General features: G+C 69.5%; 18 protein-coding genes. 2 read left to right on the top strand and 16 right to left on the bottom strand.

Features of this window, described 5'->3' with window-relative positions; genetic code table 11:
• Positions 1–10: 10 nt before the first annotated feature.
• From E7742_RS17015 to E7742_RS17030, 4 genes are all read right to left on the bottom strand, one after another.
• Positions 11–1,258 carry an MFS transporter gene (locus E7742_RS17015; protein ID WP_137801274.1) on the bottom strand — a complete coding sequence of 416 codons (1,248 nt, stop codon included), beginning with the start codon at positions 1,256–1,258 and terminating at the stop codon, positions 11–13.
• A 100-nt stretch (positions 1,259–1,358) separates the two neighbouring features.
• On the bottom strand, positions 1,359–3,005 hold the full coding sequence (locus E7742_RS17020) for a class I adenylate-forming enzyme family protein (protein WP_137800013.1): 1,647 nt from the start codon (positions 3,003–3,005) through the stop codon (positions 1,359–1,361).
• A gap of 238 nt (positions 3,006–3,243) precedes the next feature.
• Positions 3,244–3,900: a serine protease gene (locus E7742_RS17025; RefSeq protein ID WP_175420515.1), complete on the bottom strand. Its 657-nt coding sequence runs from the start codon at positions 3,898–3,900 to the stop codon at positions 3,244–3,246.
• A gap of 186 nt (positions 3,901–4,086) precedes the next feature.
• Positions 4,087–4,875, bottom strand: coding sequence for a DUF6319 family protein (locus E7742_RS17030; protein ID WP_137800014.1), 789 nt, complete (start codon positions 4,873–4,875; stop codon positions 4,087–4,089).
• 123 nt (positions 4,876–4,998) lie between these two features.
• On the opposite strand from E7742_RS17030, the gene E7742_RS17035 reads away from it, so the two are divergent.
• Positions 4,999–6,033 carry an adenylate/guanylate cyclase domain-containing protein gene (locus E7742_RS17035; RefSeq protein WP_137800015.1) on the top strand — a complete coding sequence of 345 codons (1,035 nt, stop codon included), beginning with the start codon at positions 4,999–5,001 and terminating at the stop codon, positions 6,031–6,033.
• 148 nt (positions 6,034–6,181) lie between these two features.
• Here E7742_RS17035 and E7742_RS17040 read toward each other — a convergent pair whose 3' ends face one another.
• Entirely contained in the window at positions 6,182–6,895 is a 714-nt protein-coding gene (locus E7742_RS17040) for a TetR/AcrR family transcriptional regulator (RefSeq protein ID WP_137800016.1), read from the bottom strand.
• A 71-nt stretch (positions 6,896–6,966) separates the two neighbouring features.
• Between E7742_RS17040 and E7742_RS17045 the strand changes: the two genes are divergently transcribed.
• Positions 6,967–8,532, top strand: coding sequence for an MFS transporter (locus E7742_RS17045; RefSeq protein WP_137800017.1), 1,566 nt, complete (start codon positions 6,967–6,969; stop codon positions 8,530–8,532).
• A gap of 5 nt (positions 8,533–8,537) precedes the next feature.
• On the opposite strand, the gene E7742_RS17050 is transcribed toward E7742_RS17045, so the two are convergent.
• The 11 genes from E7742_RS17050 to E7742_RS17100 all read right to left on the bottom strand — a co-directional run bounded on the left by E7742_RS17050 (position 8,538) and on the right by E7742_RS17100 (position 20,804).
• Positions 8,538–9,344 (bottom strand): ATP-binding cassette domain-containing protein, encoded by an 807-nt coding sequence (locus tag E7742_RS17050; RefSeq protein WP_137800018.1) that lies wholly within the window; start codon positions 9,342–9,344, stop codon positions 8,538–8,540.
• Positions 9,341–10,396 carry an ABC transporter ATP-binding protein gene (locus tag E7742_RS17055; RefSeq protein WP_137800019.1) on the bottom strand — a complete coding sequence of 352 codons (1,056 nt, stop codon included), beginning with the start codon at positions 10,394–10,396 and terminating at the stop codon, positions 9,341–9,343. The genes E7742_RS17050 and E7742_RS17055 overlap by 4 nt, the downstream gene beginning before the upstream one ends.
• A complete protein-coding gene (locus E7742_RS17060; protein WP_254699049.1) occupies positions 10,383–11,270 on the bottom strand; it encodes an ABC transporter permease in 888 nt (295 codons plus the stop codon). Before E7742_RS17060 ends, E7742_RS17055 begins: the two co-directional genes overlap by 14 nt.
• Positions 11,267–12,208 (bottom strand): ABC transporter permease, encoded by a 942-nt coding sequence (locus tag E7742_RS17065; protein WP_137800020.1) that lies wholly within the window; start codon positions 12,206–12,208, stop codon positions 11,267–11,269. Before E7742_RS17065 ends, E7742_RS17060 begins: the two co-directional genes overlap by 4 nt.
• Positions 12,209–12,247: 39 nt before the next feature.
• Positions 12,248–13,822 carry an ABC transporter substrate-binding protein gene (locus E7742_RS17070; RefSeq protein ID WP_137800021.1) on the bottom strand — a complete coding sequence of 525 codons (1,575 nt, stop codon included), beginning with the start codon at positions 13,820–13,822 and terminating at the stop codon, positions 12,248–12,250.
• 352 nt (positions 13,823–14,174) lie between these two features.
• Complete coding sequence (locus E7742_RS17075; protein ID WP_137800022.1) at positions 14,175–15,824, bottom strand: class I adenylate-forming enzyme family protein; 1,650 nt, start codon at positions 15,822–15,824, stop codon at positions 14,175–14,177.
• A gap of 36 nt (positions 15,825–15,860) precedes the next feature.
• Positions 15,861–16,685, bottom strand: coding sequence for an SDR family NAD(P)-dependent oxidoreductase (locus tag E7742_RS17080; RefSeq protein WP_137800023.1), 825 nt, complete (start codon positions 16,683–16,685; stop codon positions 15,861–15,863).
• Positions 16,685–17,833 carry a steroid 3-ketoacyl-CoA thiolase gene (locus E7742_RS17085; protein ID WP_137800024.1) on the bottom strand — a complete coding sequence of 383 codons (1,149 nt, stop codon included), beginning with the start codon at positions 17,831–17,833 and terminating at the stop codon, positions 16,685–16,687. Before E7742_RS17085 ends, E7742_RS17080 begins: the two co-directional genes overlap by 1 nt.
• Before the next feature lie 78 nt (positions 17,834–17,911).
• Positions 17,912–19,132 carry an alpha-hydroxy acid oxidase gene (locus tag E7742_RS17090; RefSeq protein ID WP_137800025.1) on the bottom strand — a complete coding sequence of 407 codons (1,221 nt, stop codon included), beginning with the start codon at positions 19,130–19,132 and terminating at the stop codon, positions 17,912–17,914.
• Positions 19,129–20,052, bottom strand: coding sequence for an NAD(P)-dependent oxidoreductase (locus tag E7742_RS17095; RefSeq protein WP_254699050.1), 924 nt, complete (start codon positions 20,050–20,052; stop codon positions 19,129–19,131). The genes E7742_RS17090 and E7742_RS17095 overlap by 4 nt, the downstream gene beginning before the upstream one ends.
• Complete coding sequence (locus E7742_RS17100; protein ID WP_005517234.1) at positions 20,049–20,804, bottom strand: class II aldolase/adducin family protein; 756 nt, start codon at positions 20,802–20,804, stop codon at positions 20,049–20,051. The genes E7742_RS17095 and E7742_RS17100 overlap by 4 nt, the downstream gene beginning before the upstream one ends.
• Between the last annotated feature and the right edge of the window lie 37 nt (positions 20,805–20,841).

The following is a 20,841-nucleotide window of genomic DNA, read 5'->3' on the forward strand; positions in this document are numbered from 1 at the left end:
CGCCCGCCGGTCACGCGTCCTGGAGCCGAATTCCCTTGGTCTCCTTCATGAACAGGCATGCGACGCCGGTGAGCGCGCACAGCACCATGATGTAGACGCTGAAGGCCCAGCCGATGTCCCACCCCACCAGGAGCTGGTTGAGGTAGGGCGACGAGCCGCCGAACACCGCGACGGAGACCGAGTACGCGAAGCCGATGGCCTGCGTCCGCAGCTTCGTGGGAAAGCTCTCGGAGAGGGTCGCCGAGAGCACCGAGGCCGGGATCGAGACCACGAGCAGCGCCGCGGTCGTCGCGACCAGCAGGGTCCAGCCCGCGGACGAGATCATCGCCGTGAGGGGGAACTGCAGCACGAACATCAGCCCTGCGAACGCGAACAGCATCGGCCGCCGCCCGATCCGGTCCGACAGCAGCCCCCAGAACGGCAGCGACACCAGCGCGATCAGCTGCGCGACCACCAGCATCCAGTACGCGGTGTCCGGGTTCATGCCCTTCTGGGTGATCGCGTACGTCGAGACGTACGAGGTCCACGTGTAGTGCGCGGCGGTGATGCCGGACGTCATACCGATCATCAGCAGCACCGCGCGCACGACGGTCCGGCGCGGGATGCGGACGCCGTCGTCGGCGGCCTGGGCGTCGAAGACCTCGCTCTCCTCCATGCTGCGGCGCAGGTACAGCGCGACCAGCGCGAGCACGGCACCGATGAGGAACGGAATGCGCCAGCCCCAGTCGGCCACCGCCCCCTCCGACAGCACCGACGTCACACCGCCACCCACCGAGTAGGCCAGCACGGAACCACCGAAGATGGCGATGAAGGCGACGCTGCCCCACATGCCGCGACGATGGGGCGGCGCGATCTCGCTGACGTACGAGTAGGCCGTCGCCGACTCGCCGCCGTGCGCGAAGCCCTGCACCATGCGCGCGGTCAGCAGAATCACCGACGCCCAGATACCGACGGTGTCGTACGTCGGCATGACGCCGATGACGAGGCTGCCGCCCGCCATCATCAGCATCGTGGTGATGAGTACGAACTTGCGGCCCCGGCGGTCCGCGATCCGGCCGAACACGATGCCGCCGAGCGGACGCATCAGGAACCCGACCGCGAAGACCGCCAGGGTCGACAGGAGCGCGGAGACGGGGTTGGAGCTGTCGAACACGACGGCAGCGATGAACGGAGCGAAGACCGCGTACGCGCTCCACTCGTACCACTCCAGCACGTTGCCGACCGCGCTCGCGACGAGCGACTTCTTCTTCGATCGCATGGTCGATCCGGAGCTCGACCCGAGCCGTTCCCGCTCGACAACCTCTGATGCCACGGTTTCTCCAGCCTGTCTGATGGATGTTCTTGTCAAGTAAGGGGTTTCATGCCTGCGACGGTGTCCGGAGCTCGGTCCGCCGAATCTTGCCGGTGAGCGTCTTGGGGATGGCGTCGACGATGTGGACGCGGCGGGGCCGCTTGTAGGCCGCCAGCCGGTCTCCGACGAAAGCGACGAGTTCCTGCTCGGTGACCCGGGCGCCGGCGGTGAGGGCGACGTACGCGACCACCCGCTCGCCCTGGTAGTCGTCCGGTTCCCCGGTCACGCCCGCCTCGTAGACGCCTGGATGTTCGTGCAGGGCGCTCTCCACCTCACGCGGCCACACCTTGTACCCCGAGACGTTGATCTGGTCCTTGAGCCGGTCGACGAGATGAATCCAACCGTCCTCGTCCATGATCGCGACGTCACCCGTCCGCAGTCGGCCGCCCGGGAAGGTCTTCGCGGTGTCGTCGGGACGCCCGAGGTAGCCCGAGATGATCTGCGGTCCGGCGAGTTCCAGTTCACCAGGAGTTCCGTACGGGAGCTCGTCGCCACTCTCGTCCACCACGCGTGCCTCCACGAGTGGCAGCGGAATCCCGATCGCCAGCGACCCGCTCTCGGCGTCCACCGGCGCCCGGACCCCCGGGGGCACCGCGACCACACCCGAGGACGTCTCGGTCATGCCGAAGGCATTGTGTATGTAGTGGCCGAACCGGTCCTCGAACTTGCGCACGGTCGCCGGAGGGATCGGCGCGCCACCCGAGTAGAGCGTCTTGACCGAGGCGAAGTGCTCGGCGGACGCCGTCGCCACCCGGTAGAGCGCGTTGAAGACGGTGATCGATCCGATCGTGAAGGTCACCCCGTGCTCGACGAAGGCCTCGAGCGTGACCTCGGGATGGAACCGGTTGCCGAACACGAGCGCACAGTCCCGGATCAGTGCCACGGTCGCGTTGATCACCGCGCCGGTGATGTGGAAGAGGGGCGCCACCGCGAACACGACGTCGCCGTCGGCGATCCCGACGAAGTCGCCATAGGTGCGGGCCACCGCCAGCACGTTCGCGTGAGAGTTGCGGCTTCCCTTCGGTGCGCCGGTGGTACCCGACGTGTACGCGACGATCGCGAGGTCCTCGGCGCCGGGCGCGAACTGCGGCGGCCGGGCGCCGCGATGCCGCGCCACCAGGTCCGTGAAGTCGTCACCCACCCGGACGGCCGCCCGCTCGGTCTCTGCGAACACCCGCGGATCGTTGCGGCTCTGGTAGTGCAGATCGCTGGTCGTGATGAGCCAACCCACCGCGGTGCCGCGCAGCGTCTCGGCGGTCTCGGGCGCGGTGGTGTCGGCGCAGATCATCCCCACGGCGCCGGCGTCCTCCACGAGATGCCGTAACTCCCGCCCCCGGTACATCGGATTGAGCAGCAGCGCGGCGGCGCCGATCTTCCACAGAGCCAGCATGGAGATCGCGTACTGCGGGATGTTCTGGAGGTAGATCCCGACCCGGTCGCCGCGCCGGACTCCCTTGGCGAGCAGAGCGACCGCGAGAGCGTCCGACTCCTCGTCGACGTCCGCCGCGGTGAGGACGCCGTCGAAGTACCGCAGCGCGACGCCGTCGGGATGCGCCGCCACCCGCGCCCGCCAGGCGTCGACGAGGGAACCGGACGGCAATCGCGGTTCCGGATCCACGCCCTCGGGATAGAGACGAATCCACGGGTGGGACATGAGACCAGCTCCCTTCCAGCGGTGCACCGCGCCCGGCTCCGCCGGATCGAACGATGACGACCAAACACCCGACCGATCGATCGGTCGGTAGATTGCCAGGAAGTGTTGCGTGTCACACACCGCATGTCAAGTGGGGCCGGCGGAGCCCCTCGCCGGCCGCGCCGCGCGGCCTCTCTGCGCAGACGAAACGTGCCGGACCCGACGGGCGGGTCCGGCACGTGGAAAGCGCGCAAGAGCGTCAGATCGGTCTGAAGCCCGCTCCGACTCCTCCGGTCGCGTTGATGTTCTCGATGATGGGCAGCATGTTGGTTCCGAGCTCGGGACCGAGGCACGCCACCCCGACGTACGCGTTCACCATCGCCACCAGCGTGGTGCCGACGACGACGGGAGAGCCGGAGTCACCCTCGACGACGCACATCTGCGTCCACGTCTCCTGCGTCTGCAGCACATCGCCGTACACCACGCCGCACGTGTGTCCGGTGGTGCGGCCCTGCTTGCACGCCACTGCCGGGAACTGCGCCGGCATGCCGATGTCGGTGATCGTGACCTGTCCGATCGTGTCGACCGGTGTCACCTTCGCGGGATCGAACTCGATGATGCCGTAGTCGTAGTCGCTGTTGGACACCGCGACCCGACCGACCACCCCCGCGTCGGGGTCGGCCTCGGGCGCGACGGACCATCCCGCGTCTCCGCAGTGTCCGGCCGTGATGCCGACGAGCCGGCCGCCGTTGTCGTGCCCGATCGTGGTGAGCGTGCACTCGTACATGTCGTCGAGGACGATGCCCGAGCCGCCGCCCAGTACCGCCCGAGGCGGCGCCGCGGTGGCGGTGCCGACCCCGAGAGTGGCGGCGATGACCACCAAAGCTGCGAAGATCAAGGAAAGTCGTCGGAGCATGTTGCCCTCCCGGTCGGCGCTTCGAATGTGCCTTCGGTCGATCACCGCCACATGCCTGCGCAACCACCAGGCCTGCACGTCCTCGACGTTCACGCTCCCGAGGCGGCGGGACACTCTATCGGCAACCTTCCCACCTCTCGCGCGCCCACCGGAGGGCCTTCATCCGATCGTCACCGAATCGCCGACCTAGGTGGTCGAGCCCAGCGCCTCGAGCATCCGCCGAGCATCCTCGAGCTCCTTGCTCAACGCCGCCACACGCTCTTCCGCAGCCTCGCGAGCAGCGGAGATCACCGAGGTGACGGCGTCGAGGGCCGCCGGGTCCCCCAGCTCGCGTACCGCTCGGTCCACTGCGTCGGGACTGACCGGAACCGCCTTGCTCGGGCGCTTCGCACCGAGCGCCACCGTGACGGTCCACTCGTTGTCGGCGCCGGCATGGATGGTCACGCTCACCCCGCCCTGCGGCTTCTTGGCGGGACGACGCGGGGCCGGGGCGGGGGCCGAGGCAGCCGAAGCGGGCGCCGGTGCCGGTGCCGCGGTCTTCGCCGGGGCCGGACGAGCGGCAGAGGGCGCCGGTGCGACCGGCTTGGGCGGCGCAGGCGCGGTGGCCGGCGCCGGGGCGGGTGCGACCGATCGCGTCGCGGCCGGCGCAGCGGCCTTGGGTCTGGCCGGCGCGGCCGTACGGGCCGGCGTCTTGGATGGGGCGACCGGCTCGGGAGCCTTGCGCGTCATGCGCAGTTCCTCGGCCTCGAAGGGAAGTTCGTCGTTCACACCCTTGGGACGAATGATGACCGTATTCCCTTCCACAGAAACCACTTTCGCGGAGCACCCGGCTTCGATGCCGAGACTCGGGGTGGCCTCGCGCAGGTACACGGTGGCGCGCTTGCCCTCGGCGACGGCCGCGGCCAGCGTCTCGAGGTTCTCCGCGGTGAGGTGTTCCGGTGACGAGCCGGCGCCGGAACGTCTGCGGGGCGGCATGATGAGGTTCCTCCTGAATACCTACTGAACACAGCTTGCGTGCACGCTACTTTTCCACAGTGCACCGACAGCGGTCGCAGGCGTCGAGGCGGTGCGCGGAACCTCACGAAGGGAAGAAGTGCCGTGGAACTGTCCGAACATCTCGAGCCGTCCGCGCTCGGCGTCATCCAGAGCGAGGTCGAGCGACAACTGCTCGGCGGTCCGCGCCGGTACACCCGCGAACAGGTCGCCGAGGTCGCGGGAGTGCCACTCGAACGGGCCCAGAGGCTGTGGGTGTCGATGGGTTTCGCGATCGACGCGAATCCCGGCGCGGTGATGTTCACGGACGGCGACGCCGCCGCCCTGCGCGCTCTCGTCCGCTTCGTCGACGGCGGGGCTCTGGAACCGGATGCCGTGGTGGCCGCCACCCGCGCGCTCGGCCAGTCCATGTCGAGGCTCGCGGAATGGCAGGTCGCAGTACTCAATTCCCGGCTCGCCGACCAACTGGCCGCCGCTCGCGATCACGCGGGCACTCTCGACGAGGACGCCCTGCGGACGGCGGTGGACACTCTGACGGCGGACATGCTCCCCGTCGTCGAGGCCCTCCAGTCGTACGTGTGGCGGCGGCACCTCGCGGCGGCCACCGCGCGCCGCGCCGGCAGTGTCGGGGAGGAGACCACGCACCGGACACTCGTCGTGGGTTTCGCCGACATGGTCGGCTACACGAGCCTGACCCGTCGGATCCGGGTGGACGAGCTCAGCGCACTGCTCGAGGAGTTCGAGTCCCGCACCACCGCCGTCATCACGCAGGGCGGCGGCTGGGTGATCAAGAACGTGGGCGACGAGGTGATGTTCGCGGCCGAACAACCCTCGGACGCGGCGCGAATCGCCCTGGCACTGCAGTCGGCCCACCGCGAGGGGCCCGACCTGCGAGTGGGAATGGCGTTCGGCCCCGTCCTGGTTCGGTTCGGCGATCTGTTCGGCGAACCCGTCAACATCGCCGCCCGCCTGACGAGCGCCGCGCGCGCCGGAACGATTCTGGTGGGGACCGAACTGGCCGCGAGTCTCGACGACGACGACGAGCTCGCGCTCAGATCGCTGCGCCCGCTACGGGTCCGCGGCTACTCTCGTCTGCGCGCGTTCGCGCTGCGCGCACGGCGCCGGCCTGCGTCGTCGTGAGTGTGAGTCAGCTGCCGTTCGGCAGGCTGCCCGGAGGGATCTGGTAGCCGCTGCTGCCGGCGGAGCCGGAACCGACCAGCGCAAGGATCCAGTTGAGTGCATTCGTGATCATCGGTGCCCTTCCTGAAGACGTTCGATCCGCCCCGACTCAGGCCACCGTACCGTCGACCGCCGCGGCTGTCCGATCCTCCCCGGAATCCTCGCCTCCCGAGTCCGCCGCCCGGGCGGCCAGGAAGTCGTCGACGATCCGCACGCACGCCTCCGGGCCCAGCGGGGCCAGCGTGGCCAGCCGGGTGAAGACGAGCGGGCCCATCAGCTGCGCCAACGCGAGGTCGTAATCGAAGTCGCCGAGCTGAGCGCGGGCCGCCTCCGATCCCAGGACGTGGTCGAACGCCGCGCGGTACTGCACGACGACGTGCTCGCGCAGCGAACGCAACTCCGGCTTGTCCGGGCCGGGCGCACCGGCGGTCTCGAGCTCGGAGGCGCTGGAATAACCGTCGAGCGACGGACCCATTCCCATCCAGCACAGTGCGGTGATGTGCATGGGCGCTTCCTCGATCATCCGCGCCTGACCGGTCAGCAATTCGATCAGCTGCTCGCGCAGATCGCCCGCCGCCGACACCTCGGGGGCCGGTGGGACCAGGCGCCCGAACGCTGCGGCGACCAGTTCGGTACCGCTGTCGAAGTGCCGGTACAACGTCGCGCGGGCGACCTTGGCGAGTTTCGTGACGGCATCGATCGTGACAGCCTCGGTGCCGCCCTTGGCGAGCAGAGTCGCGGCCGCGTCGAGCAACCGCGCACGTGAGCGCGCCTTTCGGGGATCCTGCTCCGGTTCGGTGGCGCCGACCGCGTCAGTACCCATCCGTGATCACCTCTTGTGGACTGTAGGTTCACCTACGATACTGACAGTCTTGTTTCCTACGGGGAGGTCACATGGCTGGAAAGTACACCCGAACAGCCGACCGGATGACCTGGGGCCAGATCTGGACGCTCACCGTCGCCTGCGCGGCCGTCGCGTTGGTCGTGGCGGCGATGGCGGCCCTGAACACCGCGCTGGCCGACCTCGCCCGTGACACCGGGGCCACGCAGTCGCAGCTGACGTGGATCGTCGACGGGTACACGCTCACCCTCGCGTGCCTGCTGCTGCCGTCCGGCGCGCTCGGCGACCGGTACGGCCGCCGGGGACTGCTCGTGATCGGGCTGCTGCTGTTCGGCCTGGCATCGGCGTCGCCGATCCTCTTCGACGCTCCGACGCAGATCATCGGGGCCCGCGCCGTCACCGGCGTGGGTGCGGCGTTCGTGATGCCGGCGACCCTGTCGATCCTCACCGCGAGCTTCCCGGCCCGCCAGCGTGCCCGCGCGGTCGGGATCTGGTCCGGGGTGGCCGGTTCGGGTGGCATCGCCGGCCTCCTGGGATCGGGTCTCCTGCTCGAGCAGTGGACGTGGCACGCGATCTTCATCGGCCTGGCCGGGGTGTCCGCCGTGTTGTTCGTGCTGACCTTCACGATCCCGTCGTCGCGCGACGACACCCCCTCGCCGTTCGACGTCCGGGGCGCCGTGCTGAGCGCCACCGCGATCGGCGTGTTCGTACTGGGCATCATCGAAGCGCCACAGCGGGGTTGGCTCGACCCGTGGGTGCTGGCCGCGATCGTCGGCGGTCTCGCCGCGGGCGCGGTGTTCGCGGTGGTGGAAGCGCGCACCGCGCATCCCCTCCTGGACGTACGCCTGTTCCGCAACCGCACGTTCGGGGTCGGGGCGACGTCGCTGCTGCTGCAGTTCCTCGCGACGTTCGGGCTGTTCTTCCTGATCGTGCAGCACCTGCAGCTGGTGCTCGGCTACTCGCCGCTCCAGTCCGCGCTCGCGCTGGCACCGATCGCGGTGGTGGTGATCGGTCTGTCCGTCGCGGCGCCGTGGCTCATCCCGCGCATCGGGCTGCGCATCCTGACGTGCGTCGGCCTCGCCGTCCTCGGCGTCGCGTTGGCGATGATCGGGCAGCTCGACGCGGGCAGCTCGTACCGCGATGTCGCCGTCCCACTGGTGATCGCGTCGATCGGGCTCGGTCTGTGCACCGCGCCGGCGACCACCGCCATCGTGCAGAACACGCCGACCGCGAAACAGGGTGTGGCGTCGGCCGTCAACGACGCCACCCGCGAGATCGGGGCGGCGATCGGCGTCGCCCTCGCCGGCAGCGTGCTGGCCGCCGGCTACGGGCGGAACATCCAGCCCGCGGTCGACGCGGTTCCGGACGCGGCGAAGCAGCCGGTGAGCGACTCCCTCGCCGCAGCGCTCGAGGTGTCGAAGGCGGCCGGCCCGCAGGGCGGTCAGCTCGCCGACTTCGCCAAGGACGCGTTTCTGCACGGCATGCAGGAGGCATCGACAGTCCTGGCCGGGATCATGCTCGTCACCGCCGTCGTGCTCGGATTCTGGGCCCCCGGCGGGCGCGGGATCGCCGCGATCGCCGAGGAGCCCGCGCCGCCCACGTTGGCCGACGTGGACTGAGCCGGTCAGCGGTGCCGGGCCGCCCGCGGAACGGGCACGGGGACCGCATCGAGGAGTTGACGGGTGTAGTCCTCGCGGGGGGAGTTGTAGATCTGGTCGACGGTGCCGGTCTCCACGACCTCACCGGACTTCATGACCATCACCCGGTCGGCGATGACCTCGATGAGCGCGAGGTCGTGGCACACGAACAGATACGCCAGCCCGAGCTCCTCCTGCAGGTCCCGCAGCAGGTTGAGCACCTGCGCCCGAACCGAGACGTCCAGCGCGGCCACGGGTTCGTCGCACACGATCATCTTCGGCTCGAGGGTGAGGGCGCGGGCGATCGCGACGCGCTGCAGCTGACCGCCGGACAGTTCGGCCGGGTACCGGCCGAGGTATCGCGTGCCGATACCGACCTTGTCCAGCAGTTCCCGTGCGCGGGCGCGACGGGCGGCCCGATCGAGATCGGTGTGCACGATCAGGGGCTCGATGACGGCGTCGACCACGGTCATGCGCGGATCGAGCGACGAGTGCGGATCCTGGAAGATCATCTGCATTCGTCGACGCATCTGCCGCAGCCCGGCGGGCTTCGCGGCCCGCACGTCCTCACCGTCGAAACCGATCGTGCCCGTGTCGGGTTCGATCAGCCGTAACACCATTCGCCCGACCGTCGACTTCCCGGCCCCGGACTCGCCGACCACCGCGAGGCATTCGCCGGCATCGAGAGTGAACGAGACGTCCCGGACCGCGTGCGTCCAGCCGGTGCGGCGGCCCAGCAGGTCTCGGCGGGTGGAGAACGACTTCGTCAGATTCGCGGCCTCGAGCAGGCTCATGACGCGCTCACTCCTTCCAGATGCAGATCGGCCGCACGCAGACACCGCACGCTGCGGCCGGTACTCGTCTCGGCCAGGACGGGATGGTCGACGTCACAGAGCCCGGCGCGGGCGTGAGTGCAGCGGTCGTGGAAGTGGCACCCGGCGGGCCACTCACCGGCCGCAGGAATGCGTCCCGGGATCGCGGTCAACCGCCGGTCGGCGGACAGGCCCGGCCGCGGGATCGAGGCGAGCAACCCGGACGTGTACGGGTGCCCGGGCGAGAAGAAGACCTCGTCGGCGCGGCCGTCCTCGATGACTTCCCCGGCGTACATGACCACCACCCGCTCGCACAGTTCGGCGACCACCCCGAGGTCGTGGGTGACGAACAGCAGCGAGATGCCTGTCTGCTCCTGCAGGTCCCGCAACAGCTGCAGGATCGTCTCCTGCACCGTGACGTCGAGCGCGGTGGTCGGCTCGTCGGCGATCAGCAACCGCGGGTTGCACGCCATCACCATCGCGATCATCACTCGCTGGCACATGCCGCCGCTGAATGCGTGTGGGTACTCGCGCACCCGGTCCGCGGCCCGCGGGATCTGCACCAGTTCGAGCATCTCCACCGCTCGCGCCATCGCGGCCTTGCGGTCGAGGCCGAGGTGTCGGCGCACGGATTCGGCGATCTGGTCGCCGACCGTGTAGGCCGGGTTGAGGCTACGGATGGGCTGCTGGAAGATCATTCCCATTCCGGTGCCGCGCAGGTCCCGCCACTGCTTGGCCGGCAGCTGTGTGAGGTTCCGCCCGTCGAATTCGACGCTGCCGCGGGCGATCCGACCACCGGTGTCGGGCGTCAGGCCCATCACCGCCAGCGACGACACCGTCTTTCCGGAGCCGGATTCGCCCACCAGCGCGACCGATTCGCCGGCCGCCACGTCGAACGAGACGCCGTCGACGGCGGTCACCCAGTCCTTGCGCCCGGCCGGGAACTGCACCGTCAGATCCCGCACTCGCAGCAGCGGTTCGCCCGGCCGGGCACCGGTGCCGTCGGGGCGGACGAGCGTGTCAGTTGCTGCCATTGCGACTCCTCGTCAAGGATCGGCGAATCCCGTCGCCGAGATACGTGAACGCCAGCACGGTCAGGAAGATCATCACACCGGGCGGCCACACCAGATACGGCGCCAGCTGCATGTTGGACGCCGCGGTCGAGAGCATCGAACCCCAGCTCGCGGCCGGCGCCTTGGCGCCCAGCCCCAGGAAGCTCAGGCTCGCCTCCGCCGCGACCGCCGTGCCCAGCGACACCGAGATGACCAGCACGATGGGCGGCATCACGTTGGGCAGGATGTGCCGCACGATCGTGCGGGACGTGGTGCACCCCAAGGCCACCGAGGCCTCGATGTAGGTGTCCCCGCGCACGTCCATCGTCGACGCCCGCGCCACCCGGTAGAACCGCGGCGCCATCACCAGACCCACGGCCAGCATCGCATTGGTGATGCCCGAGCCGAGCACCGCCACGATCGTGATCGCCAGCACCAGGGCCGGCGCGCTCATCAACGCGTCCATGATCCGGGTCAGGATCGTGTCCACCCAGCCGCCGCGATAGCCGGCGATCACGCCCAGTGGCAGACCCAGCACCAACGCGAGCGCGACCGCCTGCAGCGACGCCTGCAACGAGATCCGCGACCCGTAGATCAACCGGCTCAACACGTCCCGGCCGTAGTCGTCGGTCCCGAGCCAGTGCGCCGATGACGGCGCCTGCAGCCGGTTCACCACGTCCTGCGCGTACGGGTCGTAGGGCGCGATCACCGGCGCGAAGATCGCCGTCACCACCAGCAGCAGCACGAACGCCCCGGCGATCACCGTCACCGGTCGCCGCCGCGCGAAGCCCCACACTCGCCCGGCGGTCCCGGGCACGCGCTCCGGCGCGGTGTCGGAAGGCAGAGTGTTCGTCATGCGCGCACCTTCGGGTTGAAGTAGCCGTACGAGATGTCGACCAGCAGATTCACGATCACCACCACGCAGGTGGTGAACAGCACGAACCCGAGCAGCACCGGCACGTCGTGGTTCTGCACGCTGTTGACCGCGAGGCTGCCCATCCCCGGCATGCTGTAGATGATCTCGATCGTCACCGCCCCGCCGAGCACCTCGGCGACCCGGAATCCGAGCACCGTCACCACCGGGATGCACGCGTTCTTGAGTCCGTGCTTGAGGACCACACTGGCCTGCCCCAGCCCCCGCGCCTTCGCGTTGAGGATGTAGTCACTGCCCATCACCTGGCCCAGGGCCGACCGCAACTGCAGTGTCACCTCCGCGGCCGGCAGCAGTGCCAGCGCCACGCCCGGCAGCACCAGGTGCTGGAACCACGGCACCACCCCGTCCGAGAGCGGGACGTATCCGAAGGCCGGGAAGATCTGGTTCGACACCGCGAACAGCGACACCAGGACCAGACCGAACCAGAACGCCGGAATGGCGATCGCGACCGACGCGATGACGTTGATCGCCCGGTCCACCACGCCGCCGGGGCGCAACGACCCCAGCACACCGAGGACCACACCGACGACTACGGCCACGACCATCGCGAACCCGACCAGCGACAGCGTCGTCGCCATCCGGCGCAGCAGCAGTTCGGCCACCGACTGGTCCGACAGCAGCGACACTCCGAGATCGCCCCGCAGCACGCCCCCGACCCAGTCCAGGTACCGCACGAACACGTTCTGATCCAGATTCAGGGTGGCGCGCAGCTGGGCGAGCCGCTCCGGTGTCGGGTCCTCGCCCGCCAGGATGACCGCCGGATCACCCGGCGCCAGATCGATCAACAGGAATATCCCCAACGGCACGATCAGCAGCAGCGGAATCGCCGCCAGCAACCGCCTACCGGCATAACGCAACATGGTTGCCCCTCAACAGGTGTCGGTGACCGAACGTGACTGTTACTTGGTCATGCCCACGTGCCGCACGTCGAAGATGCCCAGGTTGACCCACGGCATGTCCTCGGTGCCGGTCACCTTCGCAGTCGAGACCGTGGCGTTGGTCTGGTTGCAGATCGGCACGAACATCGCTTCCTTCAACGTCAGATCCCAGATCTGGTTGTACAGCGGGGCCCGCTCGTCCTGCGACAGCGTCGGATTCGCGGCCTTCGTCGCCAGCTCCTTGATCTGCGCGTTGTCGCCCGCCAGTCCGTACGCCCCTGTCAAGAAGTAGCTCACCGTCTCGGCCGGATCGACCTTGGGGCTGAAGCTGTTGGCGACCATCGACTGGAAATCGCCCGCGATGTAGCGCGGTTCGTTCTGCGTGTTCGGCACGGGGTTCAGTTCCGCGTCGATCCCGGCCTGCGACAGCGCCGACTGGATGACGTTGGCGGACTTCTCCGTGTTGGTGCCCGCGGCGAACGTCAGCGTGACCTTGGCGCCCCCGGCGGACTGCACCAGGCTCTTCGCCTTGTCCAGATCGAACGTGTACGGGTACTGGTAGGACGCGTCCGCCGACCAGTCGCCTGCGGGGTAGAGCTGACGGTTGGGCGTGCAGGTGCCCGAGAACAGCGCGCTGATCGCTTCCGGATCGATCGCCGACGCCACCGCCTGCCGCACCTCCGGCTTGGCCAGGTCTCCCTGCGGACGCATGTACACCCCGAGGACGTTGCGGAAGGAGTCCTCGTCGACCGAGAGCGCGCCGCTCTTCGCCAGCGTCTGCGCCTCGACGACCTCGTTGGCCGAGCTCACCCAACTCAGGTCCGTCGCACCGGTCTTCAAGCCGTTGAGGCGGGTGCTGGCGTCGGCGACCGCGGTGAACTCGATACCGGCGAGTTTGCCGGCCTCCGGGTCCCAGTTGGTTCCTTCGGCCCGCGCGAGCGTGACGGACTCCTCGGGGACGTAGGCCGTGACGACGTACGCGCCGGAGCCGGCCTGCCCCGGATCGTTGCGCAGGTCGGCACCCGCGGCGATGGCCTTGGGGCTGACCATCATTCCCACGTTGGAACTGAAGACACCCGGCAGTTCCACCCCGGTTCCGGGGGCGAGCTGCAGGCGCACGGTGTGGTCGTCGACGGTCTCGACGTTCGTGACGTTCTTCAGGGCCGCGACGACGGTGCTGCCCTCCATCGTCTTGCCACGCTGAATGTTCGCTGCCACCGCCGCAGCATCGAACGGCGCACCGTCGTGGAAGGTCACGCCCTCGCGCAGCTTCAACTCGAGGTACGAACCGTCCGGAGCGAACTCCCACGACTCGGCCAGGCCCGGCTGCAGCTTCCCGTCCGCATCCACCACCGTCAGACGATCGAAAACCGGAGTGAGGTAACCCCATCCGCCGTAGCTCGTCTGCAGGTAGGGGTCGAGATTGCGAGTGGGCGCGCTCGCCGTGACGCGCAGCACCGCCGCCGAATCGAGTTCACCCGCACCGCCTCCCGACGTCGGCGTCGAGGACGCCCCACCGCCACACGCCGCCAGTACGGTTGCGGCCGCCGCGAGTACGGCGAGGTTCCTCGAACCTCGAATCCACTTGTCCCGCATTGATGTCCTCCTGCATATCCATGACGGACCGGACGGTGCCGATCGGGGCGTCGACGGTGAGTGCTCGTGACCCGCGGATCACGCCGCCCGCATCGAGAAGGACGGCGCACCGGGGCCGGTACAGACCTCGGGCACGTCTGCCCGAACACACTGTGGCGATCAAGTGGCCGGCGCGGATCGGCGCAGCGATCTCGTGTCGCCGGCGAGACCGACCATATCAGCTCATTGCCGACAATGTGTGGCGTACTTCACTGTCGTATAGCCGTTTTCGTAAACGGCGGGCCCGGTGGAACGCACGACGGGGAGGGCGCTGCGTCGGCAGCGCCCTCCCCGTGACGTAACGGTCGGCGGACTAGTCCGGAGCCGAGAGCACCACCTCTTGCCGCTTCACCTTTCCGGTCGCATTGCGCGGGAGCTCGTCCGTGGTCAGTGTCCATCGCGTCGGGACCTTGTACCGCGCAAGGCGTTCGGCGACGAACGACCGGAGTTCCTCGACGGACACCGCATCGGGCTCCGGGACGACGACGACCGCGCAGACCTCCTCGCCCAGGTCGCCGTGCTCGGCGCCCAGCACGATGCACTCCCGCACGGAGGGATGTTCCATGAGCACGTCCTCGACCTCGGCGGGATAGACGTTCTCGCCACCGCGGAGGATCAGATCCGATCGGCGACTGCTGATTCGGAGGTATCCGTCCTCCATGGTGCCGAGATCGCCGGTCCGCATCCAACCGGCGTCGTCGATCGCCGCCGCGGTCGCCTCGGGGTTGTTCCAGTAGCCCAGCATGACGAGCGGTCCGCGCAGGTAGATCTCACCCTCGACGCCGTCCGGTGCCGGTCTTCCGTCCTCGTCCCTGACCTCGACCCGCATCGTCGGCACCGCCCGGCCGACGGTGTCCGGGCGCTCGGCCAGGTCCGCGGCCGTGGCCAGCGTTGCCGCCGAGGAGGACTCGGTGAGACCGTACGTGGTGCCCAGGGAACGACCGGCCACCGGCAACGTCTGCCGCAACCGCTCCTTGAGGGCGGCGGACGACGGCGCCGAGCTGACCGAGATCGTCTGCAGCGACGACAGGTCGTAGGAGGACAGGTCGTCGTGCTCGACGAGTCGGCTGATCATGGTGGGCACCGCCCCCCAGTTGGTGAGCCGTTCCCGCTCGATCAGGCGCAGGACGCGGTCGATGTCGAAACGGCCCGTGGTGATCACCGCGGTGTCGCCGAACGCGAGCCGGGGCACCGCGAGATTGTGCAGCGCCGCGATGTGGAAGAGCGGGGTGGCCAGCAGGAACCGGCGGCCGCTCGGTGCACGTCCGAACTCGGCAGCCAACGCGTCGTTGAATCGGTGGAAGTCGACCGCCGCCACCATGTTCCGCTGTGAATGCGTCGCGCCCTTGGGGCGACCGGTGGTCCCGCTGGTGAAGAGGATGACCGCCGGATCGTCCTCGCCGACGTTCGGTCGCGGCAGGTCGACGCCCGGCCGCGACGTGGAGAGCGCAGGGATGTCCTCCTCGGTGGACAGGACCGGGACGTCCACGGCCCCCAGCAGCGCGCGGCGGGGGGCGTCCGCGACGATCAGGGCGGGTTCGGACAGTTCCACTCCGTACTCGACCTCGCGGGCCGACCACAGCGAGTTCATCCCGACCGTGACGGCACCGAGCGCGGTGGCGGCCCAGAACGTCATGATCCATTCGGCATTGTTGGCCGACAGGATTGCGACCCGATCGCCTTCGGCGATGCCGTACCGCGTCCGCAACTCGGAGGCGAGCGACGCGACCCGGTCGAGGTGTTCGGTGAACGTCAACCGCAGGTCGTCGCACACCAGGTACTCGGCGTCGCCGTACCGGGCCGAGTCGACCAGAATGCGGTGCAGGGACGGGTGCCTGTTGCGGAACACCGGCATGGCCGACCCGCGGACCTGTTCCTCGACGATCTCGAACGGCGCGCCCGGCGCGGTCAGTCGCGCGATGGCATCAGCGCGCGCATCGGAAGCGCGACGAAGGTCGGACATCACTACACCTTTCCGAGGAGGGATCGAGCGGGCCGATCACCGAACGGTCAACTGGCCGCCGTCGACGTTCCAGGACTGGCCGCTGACCCAGGCCGCCTGGTCACTCGCCAGAAAGACGGCGGCCCAAGCGACTTCGCGGGGATCTCCGGCACGCCGCAACGGGATGTTGGCTTCGACGTACCGCTGCCAGACGTCGGCGGGCCAGTCGTCGAGGCGGCTGGTGGAGGTCACGCCCGGGCACAACGCGTTCACCCGGATGCCGGACGGCCCCAGTTCCTTGGCCATCGACGACGTCAACGACTGCACCGCCGCCTTGGACGCGGCATAGGCCGCGGTGTTGGCGCCACCGAGCTTCCCGCCGATGGACGAGATGTTGACGATGCACCCGCCCGTGCCGCGCGCCTGCAGTGCGCGGGCGAAGGCCCGGCTCGTGAGGAAGGTGCCACGCAGGTTCACGCGCAGCACCCGGTCCCAGACCTCGACGTCGAGTTCGGTGACCGGCACCCGATCACCGGCGCGCGCGGCGGCGGCGTTGTTGACGAGGATGTCCGCGCCGCCGAAGTCGTCGCGGACGCGGGTCAGCAGCGTGTCCACCGACTGCTCGTCGGACACGTCCGTCACGATCGCGGCCGCCCGCCGGCCGAGCCCACGGATCTCGTCGGCGACCGATTCGATGTCGCGCCACCCGGCGGCCTTCTCCTCGTCGGTGTAACGGTCGGGGCTCCGGCCGGTGCCGGTCACGACGACGTCGCACCCGGCCCGCGCCAGTTCCACCGCGATCTCGCGGCCGATCGAACGCATCCGACCGGCCCCGGTGACCACCGCGACCTTGCCATCGAATCCCGTGAGCTGTGCCGACATCAGATGCGCTCGACGATCGCCCCGGTCGCCATGGCTCCGCCTGCGCAGACCGCGACCAGCGCGCGCTCGCCGTCGCGGCGCTCGAGCTCGTCGATCACCGCACCGATCAGCCGCACGCCCGACGAACCCACCGGGTGGCCGAGCGCGATGGCCCCACCGTTGACGTTGAGCCGGTCCTCGTCCACGCCGTGCACGCGGGCCATAGACATCGGGACCGCGGCGAACGCCTCGTTGACCTCGAAGAGGTCGATGTCCCCGACCGCGAGGCCGGTCCGTTCGAGGAGGTACTCGGTGGCCTGGACGGGCCCGTCGAGCAGAAAGTGCGTCTCGGCGCCGATGAGGCACTGCGCGACGATACGGGCTCGCGGGCGCAGTCCGAGGTCACGGGCCCGCGCCTCGTCCATGAGCACCGCCGCGGCGGCACCGTCGGAGATCTGCGACGACGTCCCCGCGGTGTGCAGGCCGCCGTCGAGGACGGGGTTCAGCCGCGCGAGTGCCTCCATCGACGTCTCGCGTAGACCCTGGTCGCGGGCGACCTCGGCCGTGGCCGCGCCGTCGGCGCCGGGTGCCTTGACGGGAATGATCGCCCGCTCGAACCGGCCGTCCGCCCACGCGGCGGCGGCACGCTGCTGCGACCGCAGCCCGAACGCGTCGAGATCCTCACGGGTGAATCCGCGGCGACGCGCGATTCGGTCGGCACCCTCGAACTGCGCGGGGATGTCGACGGTCCAGTCCGCAGGCTTGGGGCTGCCGACGTCGCCCTTGATGTTCGACAGCAGCGGCACCCGGGACATGGCCTCCACACCGCATGCCATACCCGCGTCGATGACACCGGCGGCGATCTGGGCGGCGATCAGGTGCACCGACTGCTGCCCGGACCCGCACTGCGCGTCGATGGTCGTCACACCCGTCCGCTCCGGCAGGCCGGCGTGCAGCCACGCATTACGGCTGACGTTGGACGCCTGTTCCCCGGCCTGGGTGACGCAACCGCCGATGACCTGCTCGATCGCCTTCGGGTCGAGGTCCAGACGCTCGAGAATGCCCGCCTGCACGGCGCCGAGCAGTTCGGCCGCGTGCAGGCCGGACAGCCAGCCGCCGCGTCGACCGATCGGCGACCTCGCCGCGTCCACGATCACCGGGTTACCCATTGCAGTCCTCCTCGAGCAGCACACATCTGGAACGCGATTCTTGATACCGACGTTTTCGGCACCCGTGTGGCGTGAGTCTCACTGGGTGGTAATCGCAGCGATCGAAATCTCGTTCTGGTCGCGGGTGCCGGCCGGACGCACGTGGGTGCGGTCGAGATCCCGGACGTCCCGCACCCCCAGCAGGGTCAGCCCGCGCTCGATCTCCTGGCGCAGAATCGTCAGCACGTGTTCGACGCCGCGGTCGCCCGCGACCGCCGTTCCGTAGAGACACGGCCGCCCGACGAGTACCGCGTCCGCGCCGAGCGCGAGCGCCTTGATCACGTCTGTCCCCCGCCGGATTCCGCCGTCGAGCAGGACCTGCGCGCGCCCCGCCACGGCGTCCGCCACCGCGGGCAACGCCGTGAGGGACGGTATCGCGCCGTCGAGCTGACGGCCGCCGTGGTTGGACACGACCACGCCGTCCACGCCGAGATCGACGGCGCGGACCGCGTCGTCGGGCCGCAGCACACCCTTGAGATAGAGAGATCCGTGCCAGTTGTCGCGCATCCAGGCCACGTCGTCCCAGTTCAGGCGGGACTGCACGAGATGCCGCTCCTGGACCTCGATCGAGGCGAGCGCGGCCGTCACGCCGTTTCCGGACGCGAGGTTGCGGCCCCCGATCCGCCGGTGCCGGACCACGTCGTAGGCCCACCGTGGATGCCGGGCGACGTCGAGCAACCGGCGCGGGGTGAGCACCGGCGGGACGCCCATGCCTTCCCGGCGCTCGCCCTCCCGGTTTCCGACCGTGGGAACGTCGACCGTGACGAACAGGGACCGGAACCCCGCCGCCCACGCCCGGCGCATGAGCACCGCGGCCACGCCTTCGGAACCCGGGTACAGCTGGAAGGCGTGCTGCTCACCGGCCGCGTCCGCAATCTCCTCCAGCGACCACGTCGCCGCGGTGCTCACGACGCACCGGGTGCCCACCCGCTCCGCTGCCCGGATCGCATCGAGGTCGCCGCTCCACCGGGTGAGTCCGTTGAATCCGGTCGGCGCGGTGAGCACCGGCATCGACACCGGAAGCCCCGCCACCCGGGTGGACAGGTCGTGGGTGTCGTGGCCGGCCAGGACGCTCGGCACCAGCCACCAGTCGTCGAACGCCGTTCGGTTGCCCGCCACGGTGCGCAGGTCGTCGGCGCCGCCCTCGATGTACGACCAGACCATCCGCGGCACCGTGCGACTCGCGGCGCGGCGGTAGTCGTCGATGCTGAGGGGCTCTCCGGACGACCGCCACTGCCAGTCGAATCCGAAAGCCCTCACTCGGACATCGCCACCCGGGATGCAGCGGCATACGCGGCGATCTTGCGCGCAGCCGCGGACCAGCACCGGTCGAGCACGTCACCGGTGATGCCTGCAGCATGTGGCGTCAGCACGACGCCGGGCGCGCTCCAGAGCGGATGCTCGGTGGGCAGCGGTTCGGGGTCGGTGACGTCGAGGATCGCGGTCACCCGCCCGCACTGCCCGAGCAGAGCCTCCGTGTCCACGAGTTCACCCCGTCCGGCATTGATCAGCACCGCGCCGTCCTTCATGGCCCCGAGGAACGCCCCGTCCACCAGGTGCATCGTCGAATCGTCCAGCGGCAGAGCCAGGATCACGACGTCCCGGTCACCGAGCGCGGCTCGGCCCTCCGCGAACTCCACGACGCCCGGTCGCGCTGTGCGTCCGACGAGGGTGACCGTGCAACCGAACGGCTCGAGCCGGCGACGGATGTTCGCACCGATGTCACCGGCCCCGAACACCAGTGCGGTGCTGCCGGAAAGGGTTCCGGTGCGGTGCGCCTCCCACTGCCGGTTTTGCTGCTTGATCCGGTAGCCGGAGAGATCGCGGACGTGGGCGAGCAGCTGCGCGACGACCCACTCCGCGACCGCGCCGCCGTGGGCGTGGTCCGCATTGGACACGGCGACGCCGTCGGGCACGACGGGCGTCCACCGCTCGACGCCCGAGCTGAACAACTGCAGCATGCGCAGCCGCGGCAACTGCGCGAACAGCGGTGCCGACTCCGCGGGGTCGAGGCGGTGCGCGACGAGGACCTCGGCCTCGCTCGCGCCGTCCGGCAGCTGTGGGCGCTCCGGGTCGTAGACGACCGCGCGCACGCGTGTCTCTCCCGCGACCGCGGACAGCCCACGTTCGTCGGGGACGAGCACCACCATCGGTGTATCGGCCGAGTACGCCCGGGTCATCGCGGCCGCGACAGGATCTTCTGCGCGAGCACCGGATCGGCCCGCATCTCCTTGCGCACCGCGGCCTCCCAGAACCCGTGGAAGCCGTTGCCGTCGTTCTTCAACTGCCGGTCGAGCCACCAGTCCGGCAGCGACGTCTTGTCCGGCCCGCCCGCGACGCGCACCATCCACGCATTCTTGCACCGCTGCTCGAGCGCGACCGCGCGGAGAAAGACCGCCTTCGCGGTGTCGGCGATGACGAAGACGCCGTGCCCGCCCAGCAGCGCGCGGTCGGCGTCGCCGATGGCGCGGACCGCCTTCTCCGCGGCCTCCATGCTGTTGACGGCGCCGTCGTACTCGTCGACCAGGACCACCTCGCCGCCGCCCAGGCTCGAACTCTGGTCGTACGCCGGCGGCACCTCCTTGATGTCACCCCACACCGTGCCGTACTCGGAGTGGTTGTGCAGCGCCCACACCACCTCGGGTCGGGCGTTGTGCAGCGCGAGATGCAGCGGGATGCCGAGCGGCACCGGCCAGTCGCCCTCGATCAGGTTGCCCTGCAGATCGATCCGCAGCAGATCGTCCGGACAGACCTCTTCCCACGTCAGCAGCCACGGGTTGCACAGCAGGGTGCCGTCGCCGAGGTTGTAGGTGATGTGACCGGCCAGATGGTCGCGGTACCCCTCGTTCCAGAGGGTGCGGCCGAGCATGACCATCTCCTCCCGGGCATCGAGTTCCGGAATCAGACGATCTGCGGTGGGTGTGAATTCCAACGAAGTATCTCCTCTCGTGATGCGAGGCGTGATCGCC

Source organism: Rhodococcus sp. SGAir0479, from assembly GCF_005484805.1.
Taxonomy (GTDB): domain Bacteria; phylum Actinomycetota; class Actinomycetes; order Mycobacteriales; family Mycobacteriaceae; genus Prescottella.

Bases quoted from the DNA above. Each gene is read 5' to 3' on its own strand.
- E7742_RS17015 (WP_137801274.1), bottom strand. From the start codon at position 1,258: ATGCGATCGAAGAAGAAGTCGCTCGTCGCGAGCGCGGTCGGCAACGTG.
- E7742_RS17020 (WP_137800013.1), bottom strand. From the start codon at position 3,005: ATGTCCCACCCGTGGATTCGTCTCTATCCCGAGGGCGTGGATCCGGAA.
- E7742_RS17025 (WP_175420515.1), bottom strand. From the start codon at position 3,900: ATGCTCCGACGACTTTCCTTGATCTTCGCAGCTTTGGTGGTCATCGCC.
- E7742_RS17030 (WP_137800014.1), bottom strand. From the start codon at position 4,875: ATGCCGCCCCGCAGACGTTCCGGCGCCGGCTCGTCACCGGAACACCTC.
- E7742_RS17040 (WP_137800016.1), bottom strand. From the start codon at position 6,895: ATGGGTACTGACGCGGTCGGCGCCACCGAACCGGAGCAGGATCCCCGA.
- E7742_RS17045 (WP_137800017.1), top strand. From the start codon at position 6,967: ATGGCTGGAAAGTACACCCGAACAGCCGACCGGATGACCTGGGGCCAG.
- E7742_RS17050 (WP_137800018.1), bottom strand. From the start codon at position 9,344: ATGAGCCTGCTCGAGGCCGCGAATCTGACGAAGTCGTTCTCCACCCGC.
- E7742_RS17055 (WP_137800019.1), bottom strand. From the start codon at position 10,396: ATGGCAGCAACTGACACGCTCGTCCGCCCCGACGGCACCGGTGCCCGG.
- E7742_RS17060 (WP_254699049.1), bottom strand. From the start codon at position 11,270: ATGACGAACACTCTGCCTTCCGACACCGCGCCGGAGCGCGTGCCCGGG.
- E7742_RS17065 (WP_137800020.1), bottom strand. From the start codon at position 12,208: ATGTTGCGTTATGCCGGTAGGCGGTTGCTGGCGGCGATTCCGCTGCTG.
- E7742_RS17070 (WP_137800021.1), bottom strand. From the start codon at position 13,822: ATGCGGGACAAGTGGATTCGAGGTTCGAGGAACCTCGCCGTACTCGCG.
- E7742_RS17075 (WP_137800022.1), bottom strand. From the start codon at position 15,824: ATGTCCGACCTTCGTCGCGCTTCCGATGCGCGCGCTGATGCCATCGCG.
- E7742_RS17080 (WP_137800023.1), bottom strand. From the start codon at position 16,685: ATGTCGGCACAGCTCACGGGATTCGATGGCAAGGTCGCGGTGGTCACC.
- E7742_RS17085 (WP_137800024.1), bottom strand. From the start codon at position 17,833: ATGGGTAACCCGGTGATCGTGGACGCGGCGAGGTCGCCGATCGGTCGA.
- E7742_RS17095 (WP_254699050.1), bottom strand. From the start codon at position 20,052: ATGACCCGGGCGTACTCGGCCGATACACCGATGGTGGTGCTCGTCCCC.